Annotated in this window: 14 protein-coding genes; 7 read left to right on the forward strand and 7 right to left on the reverse strand. The window is 63.0% G+C overall.

Annotated features, from left to right (window positions below):
- Positions 1–29: 29 nt before the first annotated feature.
- Entirely contained in the window at positions 30–1,046 is a 1,017-nt protein-coding gene (locus tag JWS13_RS27295; RefSeq protein WP_241032331.1) for a hypothetical protein, read from the reverse strand.
- 315 nt (positions 1,047–1,361) lie between these two features.
- On the opposite strand from JWS13_RS27295, the gene JWS13_RS27300 reads away from it, so the two are divergent.
- On the forward strand, positions 1,362–2,990 hold the full coding sequence (locus tag JWS13_RS27300; protein ID WP_206008444.1) for a PEP-utilizing enzyme: 1,629 nt from the start codon (positions 1,362–1,364) through the stop codon (positions 2,988–2,990).
- Between the two features lie 124 nt (positions 2,991–3,114).
- Here JWS13_RS27300 and JWS13_RS27305 read toward each other — a convergent pair whose 3' ends face one another.
- From JWS13_RS27305 to JWS13_RS27325, 5 genes are all read right to left on the reverse strand, one after another.
- The gene (locus JWS13_RS27305) at positions 3,115–4,443 is read right to left on the reverse strand and encodes a cytochrome P450 (protein ID WP_241032332.1); all 1,329 of its coding nucleotides are present in this window, start codon (positions 4,441–4,443) and stop codon (positions 3,115–3,117) included.
- Between the two features lie 73 nt (positions 4,444–4,516).
- Complete coding sequence (locus JWS13_RS27310; protein WP_206008445.1) at positions 4,517–5,470, reverse strand: PDR/VanB family oxidoreductase; 954 nt, start codon at positions 5,468–5,470, stop codon at positions 4,517–4,519.
- Positions 5,471–5,474: 4 nt separating this feature from the next.
- Complete coding sequence (locus tag JWS13_RS27315) at positions 5,475–6,329, reverse strand: TIGR03619 family F420-dependent LLM class oxidoreductase (protein WP_241032333.1); 855 nt, start codon at positions 6,327–6,329, stop codon at positions 5,475–5,477.
- A gap of 38 nt (positions 6,330–6,367) precedes the next feature.
- Entirely contained in the window at positions 6,368–6,838 is a 471-nt protein-coding gene (locus tag JWS13_RS27320) for a nuclear transport factor 2 family protein (protein WP_206008446.1), read from the reverse strand.
- A gap of 26 nt (positions 6,839–6,864) precedes the next feature.
- Positions 6,865–7,296, reverse strand: coding sequence for a limonene-1,2-epoxide hydrolase family protein (locus tag JWS13_RS27325; RefSeq protein ID WP_206008447.1), 432 nt, complete (start codon positions 7,294–7,296; stop codon positions 6,865–6,867).
- A 91-nt stretch (positions 7,297–7,387) separates the two neighbouring features.
- On the opposite strand from JWS13_RS27325, the gene JWS13_RS27330 reads away from it, so the two are divergent.
- From JWS13_RS27330 to JWS13_RS27340, 3 genes are all read left to right on the forward strand, one after another.
- Positions 7,388–8,746, forward strand: a complete 1,359-nt coding sequence (locus tag JWS13_RS27330) for an FAD-dependent oxidoreductase (protein WP_206008448.1) — start codon at positions 7,388–7,390, stop codon at positions 8,744–8,746.
- 188 nt (positions 8,747–8,934) lie between these two features.
- Positions 8,935–9,375 (forward strand): limonene-1,2-epoxide hydrolase family protein, encoded by a 441-nt coding sequence (locus JWS13_RS27335; RefSeq protein WP_206008449.1) that lies wholly within the window; start codon positions 8,935–8,937, stop codon positions 9,373–9,375.
- Positions 9,376–9,456: 81 nt separating this feature from the next.
- Positions 9,457–10,314, forward strand: a complete 858-nt coding sequence (locus JWS13_RS27340; RefSeq protein ID WP_206008450.1) for an SDR family NAD(P)-dependent oxidoreductase — start codon at positions 9,457–9,459, stop codon at positions 10,312–10,314.
- Positions 10,315–10,369: 55 nt separating this feature from the next.
- Here JWS13_RS27340 and JWS13_RS27345 read toward each other — a convergent pair whose 3' ends face one another.
- A complete protein-coding gene (locus JWS13_RS27345; RefSeq protein WP_206008451.1) occupies positions 10,370–11,506 on the reverse strand; it encodes an Rv3169 family protein in 1,137 nt (378 codons plus the stop codon).
- Positions 11,507–11,618: 112 nt separating this feature from the next.
- Between JWS13_RS27345 and JWS13_RS27350 the strand changes: the two genes are divergently transcribed.
- The 3 genes from JWS13_RS27350 to JWS13_RS46100 all read left to right on the forward strand — a co-directional run bounded on the left by JWS13_RS27350 (position 11,619) and on the right by JWS13_RS46100 (position 15,769).
- Complete coding sequence (locus tag JWS13_RS27350; RefSeq protein ID WP_206008452.1) at positions 11,619–12,860, forward strand: phosphotransferase family protein; 1,242 nt, start codon at positions 11,619–11,621, stop codon at positions 12,858–12,860.
- The gene (locus JWS13_RS27355) at positions 12,854–13,951 is read left to right on the forward strand and encodes an Rv3169 family protein (RefSeq protein WP_206008453.1); all 1,098 of its coding nucleotides are present in this window, start codon (positions 12,854–12,856) and stop codon (positions 13,949–13,951) included. Before JWS13_RS27350 ends, JWS13_RS27355 begins: the two co-directional genes overlap by 7 nt.
- 78 nt (positions 13,952–14,029) lie before the next feature.
- Positions 14,030–15,769: a PEP-utilizing enzyme gene (locus JWS13_RS46100; protein WP_206008454.1), complete on the forward strand. Its 1,740-nt coding sequence runs from the start codon at positions 14,030–14,032 to the stop codon at positions 15,767–15,769.
- Positions 15,770–15,775: the final 6 nt, after the last annotated feature.

A 15,775-nucleotide genomic window follows, 5' to 3' on the forward strand; every position in this document is an offset into this window, starting at 1 on the left:
CACGGGATGGGCCCGCCGGCGATGCGGCGCTACCGTTGTGCCTCCACTCCGCCTTCCGCGGGAACTCGAGGAGGAATGTAGTTGGGCCGGAATGGCGGCCGACCGAGCAAGGTGTCGAGGATGAATGCGAACACCGCCACACCGAATGCGATGGTCAACATGCCGAGCAATTGTGTGGGCAGCCAAGGATAGTCGGCGTTGACAGCGATCCAGGACGGCATCGCGATGAAACCGTAGACGGCGGTGACAGACAGGGGGGTGATCAGGAGCATCGATATCGACTTCCAACCGCGTAGCTGCTCGCGGTAACGGTAGGCGATCGCTGCGGCCAGGAACACGCCGACCGAGTTGCACGGAATCCACCACCACGGCAGCTGCGAGATGATGACGAGCGGTTGGTTCCCGTAGTAGTGGTAGACCCCCATGCTCAATAGAATCTCCTCGAACATGACGGAACTGGCCGCTGCACCTGCCCACATCAACCAGATCATCTTGGTGCGAGGGTTACTCTCGAGCACTTTGTAGATGAAGATCATGAAGGCGCCGTATCCGAACCAACCCGCGACGATCCACCAGGGCATCTCCCGGCCGAGGATGGTGTAGGCGTGGTTCGACTCGCTCCAGGGGAAGTACACCGCGCCGATGACGTCGTAGAACACCTCGGGTATGCAGATCACCGCTCCACTGAGTGCGAGCATCAGCGGGAGCAGGGACCCGGTTCGCCTGATCTCGCGGATTCCGAGACCGACACCGATGAGTCCTACTGCAGTCATGCAGACGGTGGCGATGATGTTGTTCGTCGACATGTACGGCGTGTTGTGTGGCGGCGTGGGGATCCCGAACTCGGGATCTATTGTGAAGTCCGCACTTCCGAGGACGGGTCCCTGCCGGAGCGCGGTGATGATCAGGGCGGCGACGACTGCGATGACGACCGCAGTCGCAATGATGGCCTTGCCTTTCGGCGTGATCCCGTCGGACGAGGACTCGTCGTGCCTTTCGGGGGGTGTGGTTCGTTGCGTGACGCCTTTCGGCGGCGTTGAAACCATTACTGCGCCTCTCTGTGACGACGGCGGATTGTGCGCTTCGGCCATGAAGGGTCCGAGGAATGGAAGCCTGGGATGGTGACCGTCGCTAGGTCGACTCTATGACATGCGCCACAATAAAGTCTAGACCCCGACTGTTGTTGATGCGATATCTAGACAATCTATTGCTCTATAGTCAAAGGGTAGAGTTTAATTGTGGTGCCCGTCACTCGCCGCCGCAGAAGCGTGCGGCATCACTGTGCCGGAGGGTGCTGCCCCCAGGGCTGTCCCGGCCTTCGTCGGCACGGCAGCATCGGCGCTCACGATGAGGAGAAGCTCTTGTACACCAACGTCACCGACCCGATTCGCGGAACGTCTGAACCTGATCGGTATTGGACCAGCACCAACCTGGGCGAGGCCTGCCCCGAGGTCATGTCACCCATGTGCTGGAGTGTGTGGGAACGGTCAGCTGAGCTGGGTTGGCTCTATTCGATGTACGCGTTCGGTGTGCTCCCGAAGAAGAAGGTCACCGTCTCCCCCGATGTAAACGATCGCGGCCTGTCCTGCTTCTTCGGAAGGCAAGCGCTGAACGTCGACGCCATCAAAAAGATCATGTCGGCACTGCCTGGCGTCGATGCCGACGACTTCGAGCGTGACCTCATGGGAAGCGTGCGACCGGATGCGCCGCAGTTCAAGTCGAGCTACGCCCGTGTTCCCGTGCTCATGTTCAAGGCGCCGTACGCTCTGCTGCGAACCGGCCCGAGGTTGAAATCTCTGCACGACGAGATGCACGAGCGTTGGACGGCGTCGGTCTACCCGCGGAAAGAATCGAACAGCGAGCCCATCGATGTTCTGGTGCAAGCGCGCGATCAGTTCCAGCGCATCTTTTCCGTTCACTGTGTATGGAGGTTCGTGTTCCAGGGCGCGCAGAGCGCGGTGGCACAAGCCGCCGAAAAGGCCGGAGATGCAACACTTGCCGATCAACTGCTGTCGGGGGTGGGAGATGTCAACGAGACGAGGATGGCTGACGACCTCTGGCGATTGGGTCAGGACGAGCTGACCGAGGGCGAGTTCCTGGAGAGCTGGGGCTACCACGGACCGAATGAAGGAAATCCCTACACCACGGTGTGGCGTGAGAACCCTGCACCCATCCGTGCATTGGCGGCGGCATACGCACAGCGATCCGAACGACCCGCGGTGCGCGCAGCGCGCGCCCGGGAAGTCGGCATCGAGGCGGAACGCCGTCTTCTCGCCGCGACTCCATGGTCTCGCCGTCCGGCGACGCGTTGGTTGGTGCATCGGATGCGAAATATCATCCGAACGCTGCAGGTCGGGAAGGCGGCGTATCTCATGGCAATTGACGCGGCTCGAGCGGCGGCGCGAAACCTCGGCGCGCAACTGGTGGAACGCGGCGTGCTCCAGCAGGTCGACGACATCTTCTTCGTCACGATCGAGGAATGCCAGGAATTGGTTTGCGGGCGCGTACCGAACGTGCAGGAGGTCGTCGAGGTCCGCCGCGCGACCCGTGCCGAGTACAAGGCAATGGCGCTTCCCGTCGCCTTTCGAGGCATGCCGGAACCGCTCGTGGGCGCCGTCGAGGTCGACGTTGTGGATGTCACCGAATTGTCCGGCGCTGCGAGCGGCGGCGGAAGCGTGGAGGGTCGGGCGCGGGTTGTGGTCGATCCGGACCAGGAAATCGAACTCGACGCGGGCGATGTTCTGGTGTGTCGATTCACCGACCCGAGCTGGGCTCCCCTGATGGCGTTGGCTGACGCCCTGGTGATCGACATTGGCGGGTCGGCGAGCCACGGGGCGGTGGTCGCCCGCGAACTGGGCATTCCGTTCGTGATCGGCACGCAGAGCGGGACGAGGGTCATCCACGATGGGGATCACATCCGGGTGGATGGTCCCGCGAACCTGGTCAGCGTGCTCACACGCGCGAAGGCGGCGGAAACCGCGACCGCGTGAGGCGGGAAGTGCCGAATGAAAGCGGCCTGCGATAAATGAACGACAGTGCGAGTCCCGGGCGGGACTCGCACTGTCGTGTGGGCTGAAGAGTCGGGCTCGTCGCCGAGGGCTCAGTGTGAGAGGCTCAGCGCGAGGGCGACGAGAAGGTAATCGGAAGCGATTCGATGCCGTGCAGCACGAAGCTCCGGTGGAACGTCACTTCCTCGTCTGGGTCGGCCAGAGCGATGGAATGGCAACGCTCCAGCAGAACCGTCAGTGCCGCCTTGGACTCCATCTTGGCCAAATTCATACCCAGGCAGGAGTGCTCGCCGCGACCGAACGTCAGGTGGCGGGCCCGTGCGGTGTCGAGATCGACTTCGTCGGGCTCGCTGTACACCGATGGATCTCGGTTTGCGGAACCGGTAACCAGGTAGATGAGGCCGTCGGCAGGAATGCGGGTGCCTCCGACCTCCACCTCGTCGACGGCGACCCGCCAGATTCCTTGTACGGGCGGTTCCAGGCGAAGCACCTCGTCGAGGAAGTTGGTGATCTTGTCGTGATCCTCACGCAGGGATTCCTGCAACGCGGGATCCTTGGCGAGCATCCAGAGTGCACTGGTCAGCAGGTTGGTCGTCGTTTCGTTGCCGGCGACCAGGAATTGCACCAGCATCTGGAGTAACTCGGCGAGAGTCAGGGGAGCTTCGCCATCGAGTCGCGCAGCCAGCAGGTCGCTCAAGAGATCGTCGACAGGATGCTCGCGCCGCCGATCGAGTTCCTCGGTGAAGTAATCGTAGAAGGCGTCCACCTGGTCGAAGATCTCGATGATGGCATTCGTGTCGTGTGAGAGTGCGCCGACGCCACGGGTGAAGGCGTTGGACCACTCTTTGAAGGTCGCCATGTGGGAAGGCGGCACCCCGAGAAGGGTCGCAATTACTGTCATCGGAATGGGCATGCTGAAGCCGGCGACGACGTCGGTGGGGCCGTCGGCGGCGAAGTTGTCGATGAGCTGATTGGTCAGCTCTTTCACGGCGCCGTCGAGTTCTGCTACCCGGCGAGGCGTGAAAGCGGCATTGACAAGTGAGCGCTGACGCTTGTGCAAGGGCGGATCGGAGAACAGCAGGACGCGCGATTTGCTCAGTTCGATGCGCCGGGCCGCCTGCTGCCGGGTGCGCTCCGGGAGATCGGCATTCTGCAGTATCTGCTGGGCGATACCTGATACCGAACTGGGCCCGCTGGCCATGCGGTTCGAGAACCGGGTGGCATCACGCAACACATCCAGAACGTCTTCGTGCCGCGTGACAATCCAAGCGCCCAACTGCTCATTGTATGAGACCGGGTCGCTGTCGCGCTGGGCGGCGTATGCACCATAGGGGCACCGAACGACGTCAGGACGCAGCGCTAGCAGGTCATCGAATGTGGCGGCGGGGCAGGTTGTTGTGTCCGCTCGATCTGTCACCGCAAACTCCTCATGCACGATTGCTAGAATATTGATTGCTAGAGTATCTGACTGCGCGGCGACGTGTCTATACGCGAGCGACGCAGAACTGTCATAGGTCGAGTACGAGTTTTCTTCCCTTGCAGCGGCTCACGCAGATCATCATCATGTCGCCGTTGTCCTGCTCGTCGGGAGTCAGGTAGTCGTCGCGGTGGTCAGGCTCGCCGTCGAGTACCTTGGTCTCGCATTCGCCGCAGTATCCCTCCTCGCAGGAAAAAGGCTGATCGGGGAGCACTTTTCGCACCTCGTCCAGGATGTTGACTCCTTCGGGGACGGTGAACGTGGCACCGGTTCGTCGTAGTTCCACCTCGAACGAATCGCCACTGGTGTCCACGGGCCCGCTGGCCGAGAAGCGTTCGAAATGCAGACCGCCGAGATGGTCGTGCGCGGAGAACTCCGCCGCAACCGCGTCGATCATCGCGCTCGGACCGCAGGTATAGATCACGGCGCCGCCCGGCGCACTCGCGAGGATGGACGGCAGATCGGGATAGCCGCGCTCCTCCTCGATCCACAAATCCACCTGATCTCCGAGTGAACCGAGCTGCTCGCGATACGCCATCGAACTGGCGCTACGGCCACCGTAAACGAGAGTCCATCGTGCCCCCGCTTTGCGCACCTGCTCGATCATGGGGATGAGTGGTGTGATGCCGATCCCCCCGCCGATGAAGATGTACGAGTCCGCCTCGACCAGGTGGAAGTTGTTCCGCGGAAGGCGGATGTTCAGCTCGACGCCGGCCTCGGCGGCATCGTGCAGTTCCTTCGAACCGCCGCGGCCGTTCTCTTCCCTCAGAACGGCGATCGTGTACTTCGATCGATCGTCTCGGTTCCCGCAGAGCGAGTATTGACGAGACAGGCCCGAAGGCAGGTGCACTTCGATGTGAGCCCCCGGCTCCCAGGTCGGCAGGGGATGCCCTTCCGGATCTGCGAACGATACTTCGATGACGTCGTCGGCGACCTCGGCCACATTGGTGACGCGCAAGGTCAGGCTTTCGATGGTGGTGATCATGTGATCAGCCCTTCGCGGCTTCGACAAGCGGCTTCAGGTTTGTGAGAACCTCGAGCCATCCTGTTGATGTTGTGATTTCGGAGCAGAAGTTGGTCTCGATGATGACTCCTTCGAGGTCTGCGGCAACGCACTCCGCAACTCGGGTGGTCATTTCGTCCACGGTCATTCGTTTGCCGGCGGTGGATTGCTGAGCGAGTCGGTAGATCGCTCCGACCGGGTTCTTGTCCTGCGGCCGTTGACTGTTGATGTCCTCGAGGATACCCACCACATTACTGATGGGGATGGAACCGGGATTCCACAGGTCGAAGTCGCGAGCAGTTCGTGCGAGGCCTGCTTTGGAGTACATGCCGGACATCAAGCGGGGGATCCGTGTGGGCTTCGGCTGCATGATGGCCGGTCCGATGTCGAAGAACGCGCCATGGTGTTCCACCGGATCGTCGCTCCAGCACGCACGGAGAGCGGGAATGAAGTCATCCATACGCTTGCCTCGCGTACGGGGGTCGACTCCGACGGCCCGATGTTCTTCCTCGGACCATCCCACGCTCAGGCCTACGACGGACAGGCGGCCTTCGCTGATTCGGTCGACGGTGGCAAGTCGGTTGGCCAATTGCGCAGGCCAGTGATTTCCGCCGACGAGAATACTGGTTCCCAGTTGCAGGCGATCCGTCCAGGTGGCAACGGCGGCGAGCAACTCGGTGGGCGCCCACACTGAACGGTAGACATCGGGCTGGTCGGTTGCGCTGCCGCCGTAATCGCCCGACTGCTGGAGTGCGTAGAGGAAGTGGTCCTGCACCCATACGTTGTCGAAGCCCATGTCGTCGGCTTGCTGAACGAAGTCACGGATCAACGACGCCGTCACGACCGGCCCCAGCTGTGGCAGTGTGAGTCCAATTGTTGTCACGAGGTAACTCCCGTCTCCTGTTTCGGAAGTTCGTGTCGTTCGATTCGGGAGAGTCGACTGCGACAGATGCGCCATCGCCCGTCGTCGCATCGCCGGTACGTCTCGGTGTAGTGGCCCCACCCCTCATGGGATACATAGCCGCTGCCGGCCGGGGACTCTACGCGGTCGTACATCGGCCAGATGGCCGTTGCTGTCGTCTCGTCGACAATGTCGATCTCGGGTACGTGTCCGTGGTGGACCGAGTAGCCGGTTTCGAAGTGCCTGGCCACGCTTGCAAGAAACTCCTGCTTGCCGCGAGGGGAGGAGGTCGATTCGGCGAAGTCGACGATGAGGTCGTCGGTGAACAGGTCTGCGAATTCGTCCCAGAGTCGGAAATCAACGCAACGGAAGTATCGAGCCTTGAGTTGGCGAATGTCCTCTATGGCAACGAGTCGACGAACAGCCTGCTCCATGGATTCAACGGTCATTGTTCAGTCCCCTGTACGACGAAGAATTAGTGGGTGTGCCGCGGGAATCGTTCCCGGATAGGCGAGTCCGCGTTGTAGTCGGAGTAGCGTGCGATCTTTCCGTCTGCGACGACGAACGAACCCATGATCGGTATTTCGATCGCGACGCTGCCGTCGGCGGTGTGCACCCGGTCGATCCGCTCGGTGAGCACGAGGTTGTCGCGCGAGGCGATGTTGAGCAGCTCGGCGGTGCAGTACTCCATCTCGAGGGTGTCGTGCAGCGTGGTCAGAAAGTCCATCGCTGCCTGCTTCCCCTTGGTGGCCGGCGACCCGGTGTTCTCCCAGGAAACGTCTTCGGTCATCCAGTGGTCGTAGCAGTCGCGCATGTGCGGCCAGGCGCCAGGTCCCCAGTCGTCGAGAAACCCGACGACTGCCTTCTCTGCGTCGGTCCGTGCTTCCGCTCCGGGGTGGATGATCACTTTCGTCCTCCTATGTTCCTTGTCACATCGATAGTCGCATGCAAGACTATTGATCGTCAACGTAAGTGCAGAGAGATGCCTGGGAGGCGCAATGGGTCCGGACTCGGTTGTCATCGCCGGAGGAGGTATGGCGGGCCTGCTCGCTGCCGCTGCGGCGAGCCCGTTCGCGCGGCACGTCACCATCATCGAAAAGGACGAGATACCGGTCGAACCGGCACCTCGACGCGGAGTCCCCCAGGGACGGCAGGTCCACGCGCTGCTCGGCGCAGGTCAGAACGCCATGTCCGAGCTGCTGCCAGGCATCGTCGACGACTTCGAGGCGGCCGGGGCTCGCATGGTCGACTCACCCGCCGACCTGGCCGTCTACGGACGCTTCGGCTGGGCCGGTCGCGTGCGCAGCGGAACTCGAACTGTGATGATGCGCCGACCCGTACTCGAGCACGTGGTGCGTGACAGGGTGCTGGACCTGCCGAATGTCACCCTCCGGTCATCGGCCGTCACCGGAATATCGGTCACCGACGACCGGTCACGCGTAACGGGATTCGAACTGCTCGACGGCACCACGCTGGAGGGGGATCTCGTCGTCGACGCCACCGGAAGAGTTTCGCGATCGGTGGAGTGGCTCGGCGACATCGGGTACGACGCTCCCCAGGAAAAGGAGATGCGGTCACACATCGGTTACGCCACGGTCGAGGTGCGGCTGCCCGACGACGCCTTCGACGACGGTGTGGCAGGGGTGTTGGCGCACCCCCATCCCGGCAACTGCCGGGGCGCCGCGGTGGTACCCGCCGACAACGGGATCTATCTGATTGCCGGCCTCGGGATGATGAATCAGGATCCGCCCCGAGACCTCGACGGGTTCATGGCGCATCTCGACGCCGCGCCGAGTCCCATTGTGGGGGAGATTGCCCGGAAGGCGGAGTTCCTTACCGACATTGCCACCTATCGGGTGCGCGGCAGCCGGCGGCGGGTCTGGGAGGATCTCACCCACCGACCTGACGGCCACCTCCTGATCGGCGACGCCGTCATGGCATTCAACCCGTTGTACGGCCAAGGCATGTCGGTGGCCGCCTGCGAAGCAGTGGCCCTGTCGCGCAGCCTGTCCGAGGATTCCTCGACCGCCGGGCTCGCGCAGCGCGCGCAGACGGCGATGAAGGAAGTCATCGACATCGTCTTCGCGATGGCGGTGTCGACGGACGGGGCGTACGAGGGCGCCGAGCTCATCGGGGTGCAGAGACCGTCCGCCGACGATATGGAGGCGGGTGCACTGCTATCTCGGGTGGCGACCGATGATTCGGAGGTTGCCCTCGCGGTCAAGCGGTACGCCCACTATTTCGATCGTGTTGCGCTGCAGTCGCCTTCGATCGCCGACAAGCTGGCGGCCTGGAAGGCCGGCAACCGTGATGTTCTCCGTGACAATCCGTTGGTGATTCCCGGCATCATCGGCTGACCGACTCATCTGGAGTCGGGATCCGAGATCGGCAGCGCCGCTTGGCGATCGCCGATCGCGAAGGGCGTTCGCTGTAACGCGGGCTTCCTGTGATCGGGTCACTGTCGAAAATTCTCTCTGTAATCCACGTCACTAAGCTGATACTCTCGTAGTGGAATATCTACCTCTCGATCTTTCAAGGAGATGACATGGTCTCGGCCAGCAACGACAAGGAACAATTCGTCCTCGACTTCTTCAAGGGGATGGGGCCTGACCTGGAGTCATTCAAGAAGACCTATCGTGAGTACCTCGCCGAGGACGTGGAGTGGGAAAGCGTGGGGTTCGATCACCACCCCAATTTGGAGGACTCCCTGAAGTACCTCGACACGCTCGCCGAACAAACCGGAATGGCCTACTGCGATATCAACGTGATCAACATCGGTTCGGCCGGCGACCTGGTCTTCACCGAACGGGTGGACACGATGTACCGGGGCGACGGGTCGAAGATCATGGACTTCCGTGTCGCCGGTGTTCTCGAGGTGCGGGACGGCAAGATTCGCCGATACACCGACTACTTGGACAGTCTCGGTACCGCAACTCAGTTGCAGTCGCTGGCTCAGGAGATGGGCCACGGGGCCGTCAGCGCCTGACCTGATCGCTGCGTGGGGATCCGCATTTTCGGATCCCCACGCTGTGCCATTGAGTTGAATCGACTGCCAGGAGGCAACGTCATGATCACCGCTCCCTTTCGCATGGATGGTGAAGTCGCGGTTGTCACCGGTGGCACCGCGGGGATCGGGTACGAGACCGCGAAGGTGCTGCTCGCTGCCGGAGCCAGGGTCGTCGTGTGCGGACGCAATTCCGATCGCGGGCAGCATGCGGTCGAGCAACTGGGAACGGTGGGCGACGTCCACTTCGTCAGGGCGGACGTGAGCGACGAGGCTTCGGTCACCGATCTGTTCGGCGAGGTCCGCTCTCGCTACGGCGCGGTCAGTGTTCTCGTCAACAATGCCGGCCCGACCGATCTTCTGCACTCGCGCGATGTCGATGGTCCGTTGGGTGCGGTGCAGCCGACTGCGTTTGCAACGCTGATGGAAAGAACCGTCACGTCGAGCTACCTCCCGACTCGTGAAGCGCTGGGCGACATGGTCGGTGCGCGTGCCGGATGCATCATCATGATCTCGTCCATGGCCGCAGCACAGGCGATGCCAGGCTTCGACACCTACGCCACCGGGAAGGGAGCGATCGAGTCGATGACCCGTGCGATCGCGGGAAGCTATGGGCATCTCGGCATACGCTGCAACGCAATCCGTGTCGGTCGAATTGCGGTAGATCACGGTGGAGGGCTCGGAGCGGCCGCAGACCCGGCCGAGGAGGATCCCGATGCCTGGCGGGAGCCCACTCTTCCGAGGGCAGGGGCGCCAGAGGATATCGCGCACGCAGTGCTGTATCTCAGCTCGAGCGCCGGGCGCTACGTCAACGGTGCGGTCCTACCGGTGGACGGCGGTGTCGGGGTGCGTTCGCTCATGCCCTGGCAGACGCCTCGGCCGGAGATGCTCGCGGATCGCACGACTGCAGGCCGCAGCTGATATCGGGCGAAACGCCATTCGACCCCGCTACGCCCGGGCGTAGCGGGGTCGCCGTTCACTCGGCGAGGCCGCGATGCGGCAGCGCCCCTCGCGTCATCACGGCGCAGTAGCCGGTGGAATCGATTCCGTTCACCGTCATCTTTGCGAGTTGCTCCCGATGTCCAGTCGGAGTCGGCCGGCCATCGAGGAGGACCTGCTCGCGATCGGCATGCAAGTAGACGTCGTATTCGGCGACGTTTCCGCGCCAGGCGCCGAGTCCACGACCATCCCTGTAGCCGCCGTCGTATCCCGTACCGGCATACGCCCAGGCATGGATCAACGGTGTAGCGCGGACGGTGAGTTCCTGCCCGTCACCGATCACGAGTTCCAGCCGTACCTCGTCGTACTGCCGGGTTCCGGGGTGGAAGGTGATGTCGAATGCCGAAACGCTGACCGGCAGGCGCAGACCCTCCCGTGTCATGGCGATGATGTCGCTGAAAGTGATCCTCCCTTCGCCGTCCTCACGCTGCTGGAGCGACACCCAAAGATCTCCGTGCTCCACGACCAGAGCGATGTGCAGCAGCGATGCGGCAGGCACGGTTGGGGATGCGGCTTTGGCGGCCTGTGGATCCGCGACCGAGCGATCGAATCCACCGACTCCGGGCCGGACACCCCAGGAATGGTCACGGGTACCCCACCAGTTGTTCACCGTGACCTTGTTGTCGGGGTACTGAATCCAGCCCTCCCAATTGCCGGGCTGGTGATATCTCGTGATCTCCTGGCCGACCCGTCCACCGCGCGAGTCGACGTAATGAGCCTCGCACGCCGGCGCATGGTCGCTGGTGAAGGTCAGGTCCGCGGCAATCGGCGTATCAGGGTTGTCAAGGCGGACGGTGATCTGCCGATACGGCTCGACCACGTCCACTCTGAGCCCACCCACCCCCGTGGTAAGGACGTCATCGCTCAGGGCGCGGGAGAACCGGGAGTTGTGCTGTCGGTCGCCTTCGAGGATACAGAGGAAGCCGTCGCAAACGCCCAGGTTCTTGTAGACGGCGAGCCCTGCGACGAATCCGAAACCGCCAGAGGGGTCGACGCCTGCGAACCAGTAGCGATCGAAGAATCGGTGATCGCTGGTTGCGGCGTACAGGAAGGGCCACGGCGCCTGGTGGAGCAGGGTCTCGTCCGCAGGATGGAGAGAGCGTTCGTCAATCACTGGTCACCTCGTGAGGGCAGGAGCGGATAATCGAAGCATCGATAGTCTAACTCTAGATGTTATTGCCGTTCGGTGCTACGGTGCGGGAGTGCGACATTCGGTAACGTCACAGGTGGCTCGAGTCCTTCAAACAGAGCTGGCGCTCGTCGGCACCGACCCGGGTCGGGTCGCGGAGTTGGTGACGGTCGGGTGTGCTCTGCTGAGGCGTGCGGAGCTCGACGACGACCTCGGACGCAGGCGTGCCGCAACTCCATCGCCCCAGAACGTCGATCAGGTTCTCGCACTCGAGCTGCCGTCGGTCGGCGACGAACTGGACGGTGCACCGGTGCCGATCGACTACGGCACCTCCGCGGAACTGACCGTGACCGTTGCGAACCTCGGCGCCGCACTCGATCACCATCCGCGAGGCGGGCGCACGGTGACTTCCGTCGAGGACGTGAAACGACTGTCCGGTGGCTTCTCCAAAGAGATGGTCATGGCGACGGCGGCCTACACCGACGGATCCCGCGAACGATTCGTCGTGCGCAAAGTGGCCCCGGGACGTCGGGCAGACGGCCTTCGCGCCGAATATGACGTCCTGCGGTCGGCGTTTCACCGCGGGTGTCCGGTGGCCGAACCGTGGTGGTACGACGCCGAGATACTGGGTGCCCCGGCGATCGCGACGTCTGCCGTCGCCGGCGTTCCCGCCGGCGACCCGAACGGGTGGCTCGAACCACCGTCGGCGACGGTGTTGGCATCGGTGGCACGAGCCGTCGCCGGCCAGCACCGGGTCGGCGTTGAAGCGATCGATTCGGCCCCGCTGCCGCCGTTGGTGTCCGTCGACGACCGTCGGGAGGCGCTCGCCGAACGACGGGGCGTCCTCGAAGGTCTATGGGCTGACGGTGACGACGCGTGGGCACCGGTATTCCACCTGGTGCTCGAATGGCTCGAAGCCGCGGTCCACGAACAGACTGACGCGCCGGTGCTGGTGCACGGCGACTTCGGGCCGCACAACTTCCTCCTAGAGGGTGAGGAACTGTCGGGCGTGCTCGACTGGGAACGTAGTCACATCGGACTTGCGGTCGAAGATCTCGCGTACTTGCGACCCACGCTCGACGACGAATCGTGGTCGGAGTTTCTGCGCGAGTATGTTGCAGCAGGCGGAGCGGAACCTTCTGGCGACGCGCTCGCGTGGTACATCGTGTGGCAGGACTTCTGGCGGGCCGTCTCTGCCTACCGGATGCGCAGCATCTTCCTGCAGCGGCCCGAGCAAGTGCTCTACGGCATCTCAGGGCTGCTGCTTGCTCCTCGTTTCCTGACGCGAGCAGCGCTTTCCGTGTCTTCGATGCTCTCGTCGGGAGCCACCAAGTGCTGACTCCACTCGACGAGAGCCTGTTCCATCAGACTTCGGACCCCTTCGCCGTGGTGGCGACACCGGACCACCGATTCTTCGACCGGTACTGGTTCTCGGGGTTGGACCCCGACGGCGCGTGCGCGTTCTTCGCCGGCACGGGCCGGTACCCGAATATGGAGACGCGAGACGCCTTCGTCAACGTGCTGATCGGATCCCGACAGCACAATCTGCGCCTGGCCGCAGAGATCGACGTGATCGCGGATGCGGCCCACGTCCATCACGCCGAGGTCGGACCCTTCAGAATCAATGTGGAGGAACCGTTCCGCATAATCCGATTGACGATCGATGGACCGTCTCAGCCCGTACGGGCCGAACTCGAGTTCACCACCGCCCGCCATCCCCATCTCGAGGCCAAGCATCGAGAAATGGCGAGCCACCGACTCATTCAAGAGCAGACCCGTTACGACCAGGTCGGGTCCTGGAATGGTTGGGTGGAGGTCGAGGGCCAGCGCATCGAGGTCAAGGACTGGTGGGGCGACCGAGACCATTCCTGGGGTGTTCGCGTCGACGTCGGAGGACTCGAGCCGCCGCCACTGTCACGCCGCGTCGGTAGCTTGACGATCTGGTGCAACTTCTCGACTCCGACCCGGTACGGGCTGATCCAACTGCGCGAGTATGCCGACGGCCGGCCCCCATATGTCGACGGGCGTATCTATGCGAATGACGGTTCCTCGCTCGCGGTTACGGCGATCGGCCACAACGTGACAAAGGTGCCCGGCGGTTGGAGTGAAGCTCTGCTACGCCTCACGTTGGAGGGTGGCAGTGAACTCACGATGCGTGCGACGCCACGCCCGCGTAAAGCCTGGGCCAGTCGGGGCGGCGGCTACAACCGCGGTTTCAACGACGGCTCGGGCTTCGGCGCTCGTCGCGGCGCCGTAGCCGAATACGACGTCTACGACCTGGTCGACTCCGGTGCTGTCCTGTGCGACGGGCATCCGATCGAGCCTGGTCATCGGGAGAATCTGGCAGCGATCGAGGTCGACGGTGAGGCCGGATTCGCCCACCTGCCGATCATGTGGCGCAGTGGTGACATGAGCCGACAGAACGGGTAAATAGATCTAGTATCCGATTGTTGATTACACTAGTATTCTCTGTGAGCGGCGCCACTCGGAGTCGCCGGAAGGAGAATCATGGGCGACATCACGCGGCCCTGGGTAGTCGACAACGAATTGAGTACGCGGTGGCCTGTGTACACCCGCGGAAATGTCGGCGAAGTGTCGTCTACCGTTGCGACACCGTTGTTCTGGAGCATGATCGGCGGCCCGCCCTCGGAACGTGAGTGGCAGCAGGCGCTCGCCGAATTCGGCGCATTCGACCTCGACGAGTTTCGTGGCGATGTCATCGACATCCAAGGGCTGGTGCACGGATACGTGTACTTGAACCTCTCCAACATGCGCACCTTCGGGGCCCGGATGCCTGGTGCAACAGCAGATCTGATGGACCGCACCTATCTCGGAGACCGGGAAGCGCCGCCCTACATCCCACACCCCGACGACGACAAGCCCGAGTACACCGATCGGATCCTGGCTACTGTCCAGCGGGTGATGAGCGAAACCGAACGGCCGGACATCGAGGAATTCCGAAAGGCCGCGGAAAAACTGCGCGCGGCACGCCCCGACTATGCGTCGATGAATGAGGCTGACCTGGTCGCCTACCAGCGCACAGTGATGCGAGAGCATTACCCGGTCTTCACCCGCACCCATCTGCGGATGGTGTACGAGGGCTCTATCGTCACCGGCGCCCTGGAAGACGCAGTGGCACCGTTCGGCGATCCGGGGCTCGCGGTACGGCTCACCGCCGGCCTCGGAAACATCGCCTCGGCCGCCCCCAATCACGCCATGTGGAAACTGGGCCGCCTGGTGCGGGGGAGTGCGAACCTGACTGCCCTGTTCGATCAGGGGATCGCGACCCTCGACGAGAGGCTCCGATCCGCAGCCGACTCGGACGCGAAAGAATTCGTCGCCGCATTCGACGAGTTCCTGTACGAGTTCGGTTCGCGCTCCACTCAGGAATGGGAAGCCAACGCGCGAACCTGGGAAGCGTTCCCGACCATCCCGTTGGGAATGATCGACCGCATGCGCCTCCAAGGAGAGGACAAGAACCCGGTCGAACAGAGCAAGCGACTCAGAGAAGAGCGCGAACTCAGCGTTTCCCAGATGCGCGACAAGCTGGCGGACCAGCCGGAGCAGCTCGCAAACCTCGAGGCCGCGCTACGGTCGGTGGCCGTCTACTCGCCGGCCCGCGAGCAGAGCAAGACCAACACGATCAGGATTCTCCACGAAGCCCGGCTGCCGATGGCCGAACTCGGGCGCAGGTATGCAGCACAGGGAGTCTTCGCACGACCCGACGACATCGTCATGATCCGTGAGGACGAACTCGACGCACTCGTCGCTGATCCCCAGTCCTTCCGCGAGACGATCGTCGAACGCTGGGAATGGTTCGATCAGTTGTCGGAACTCGAACCGCCCTTCATGTTGGAGGCAGGCAAAGTACCCCCGGTCAGCGAATGGCCTAAGAAGACAGACCCCAGCGCCGAGCTCGCGACGTCCGGCGAGGTTCTGACGGGACTGCCCGCCTGTGCAGGCGTCGCTACAGGAATTGCGCGCCTCATCACCGACCCCGAGGACGCACCGGATCTGGAGCCAGGTGAAATTCTCGTGGCTCCTCTGACCGATCCAGGTTGGACGCCGATCTTCACCTCGGCGGCCGCCGTCGTCGTCAACGTCGGATCCTCCATGAGCCACGCGGCGATTGTCAGCCGGGAGCTCGGCATCCCGTGCGTTCTCGGTGTCCGACAGGCGACAAAGCGAATCAAGGACGGCATGCTGCTGACCGTCGACGGTGGTGCCGGGACCGTCACGGTGCACTGACTCGGG

The sequence above is a fragment of the Rhodococcus pseudokoreensis genome, assembly GCF_017068395.1.
Taxonomy (GTDB): domain Bacteria; phylum Actinomycetota; class Actinomycetes; order Mycobacteriales; family Mycobacteriaceae; genus Rhodococcus_F; species Rhodococcus_F pseudokoreensis.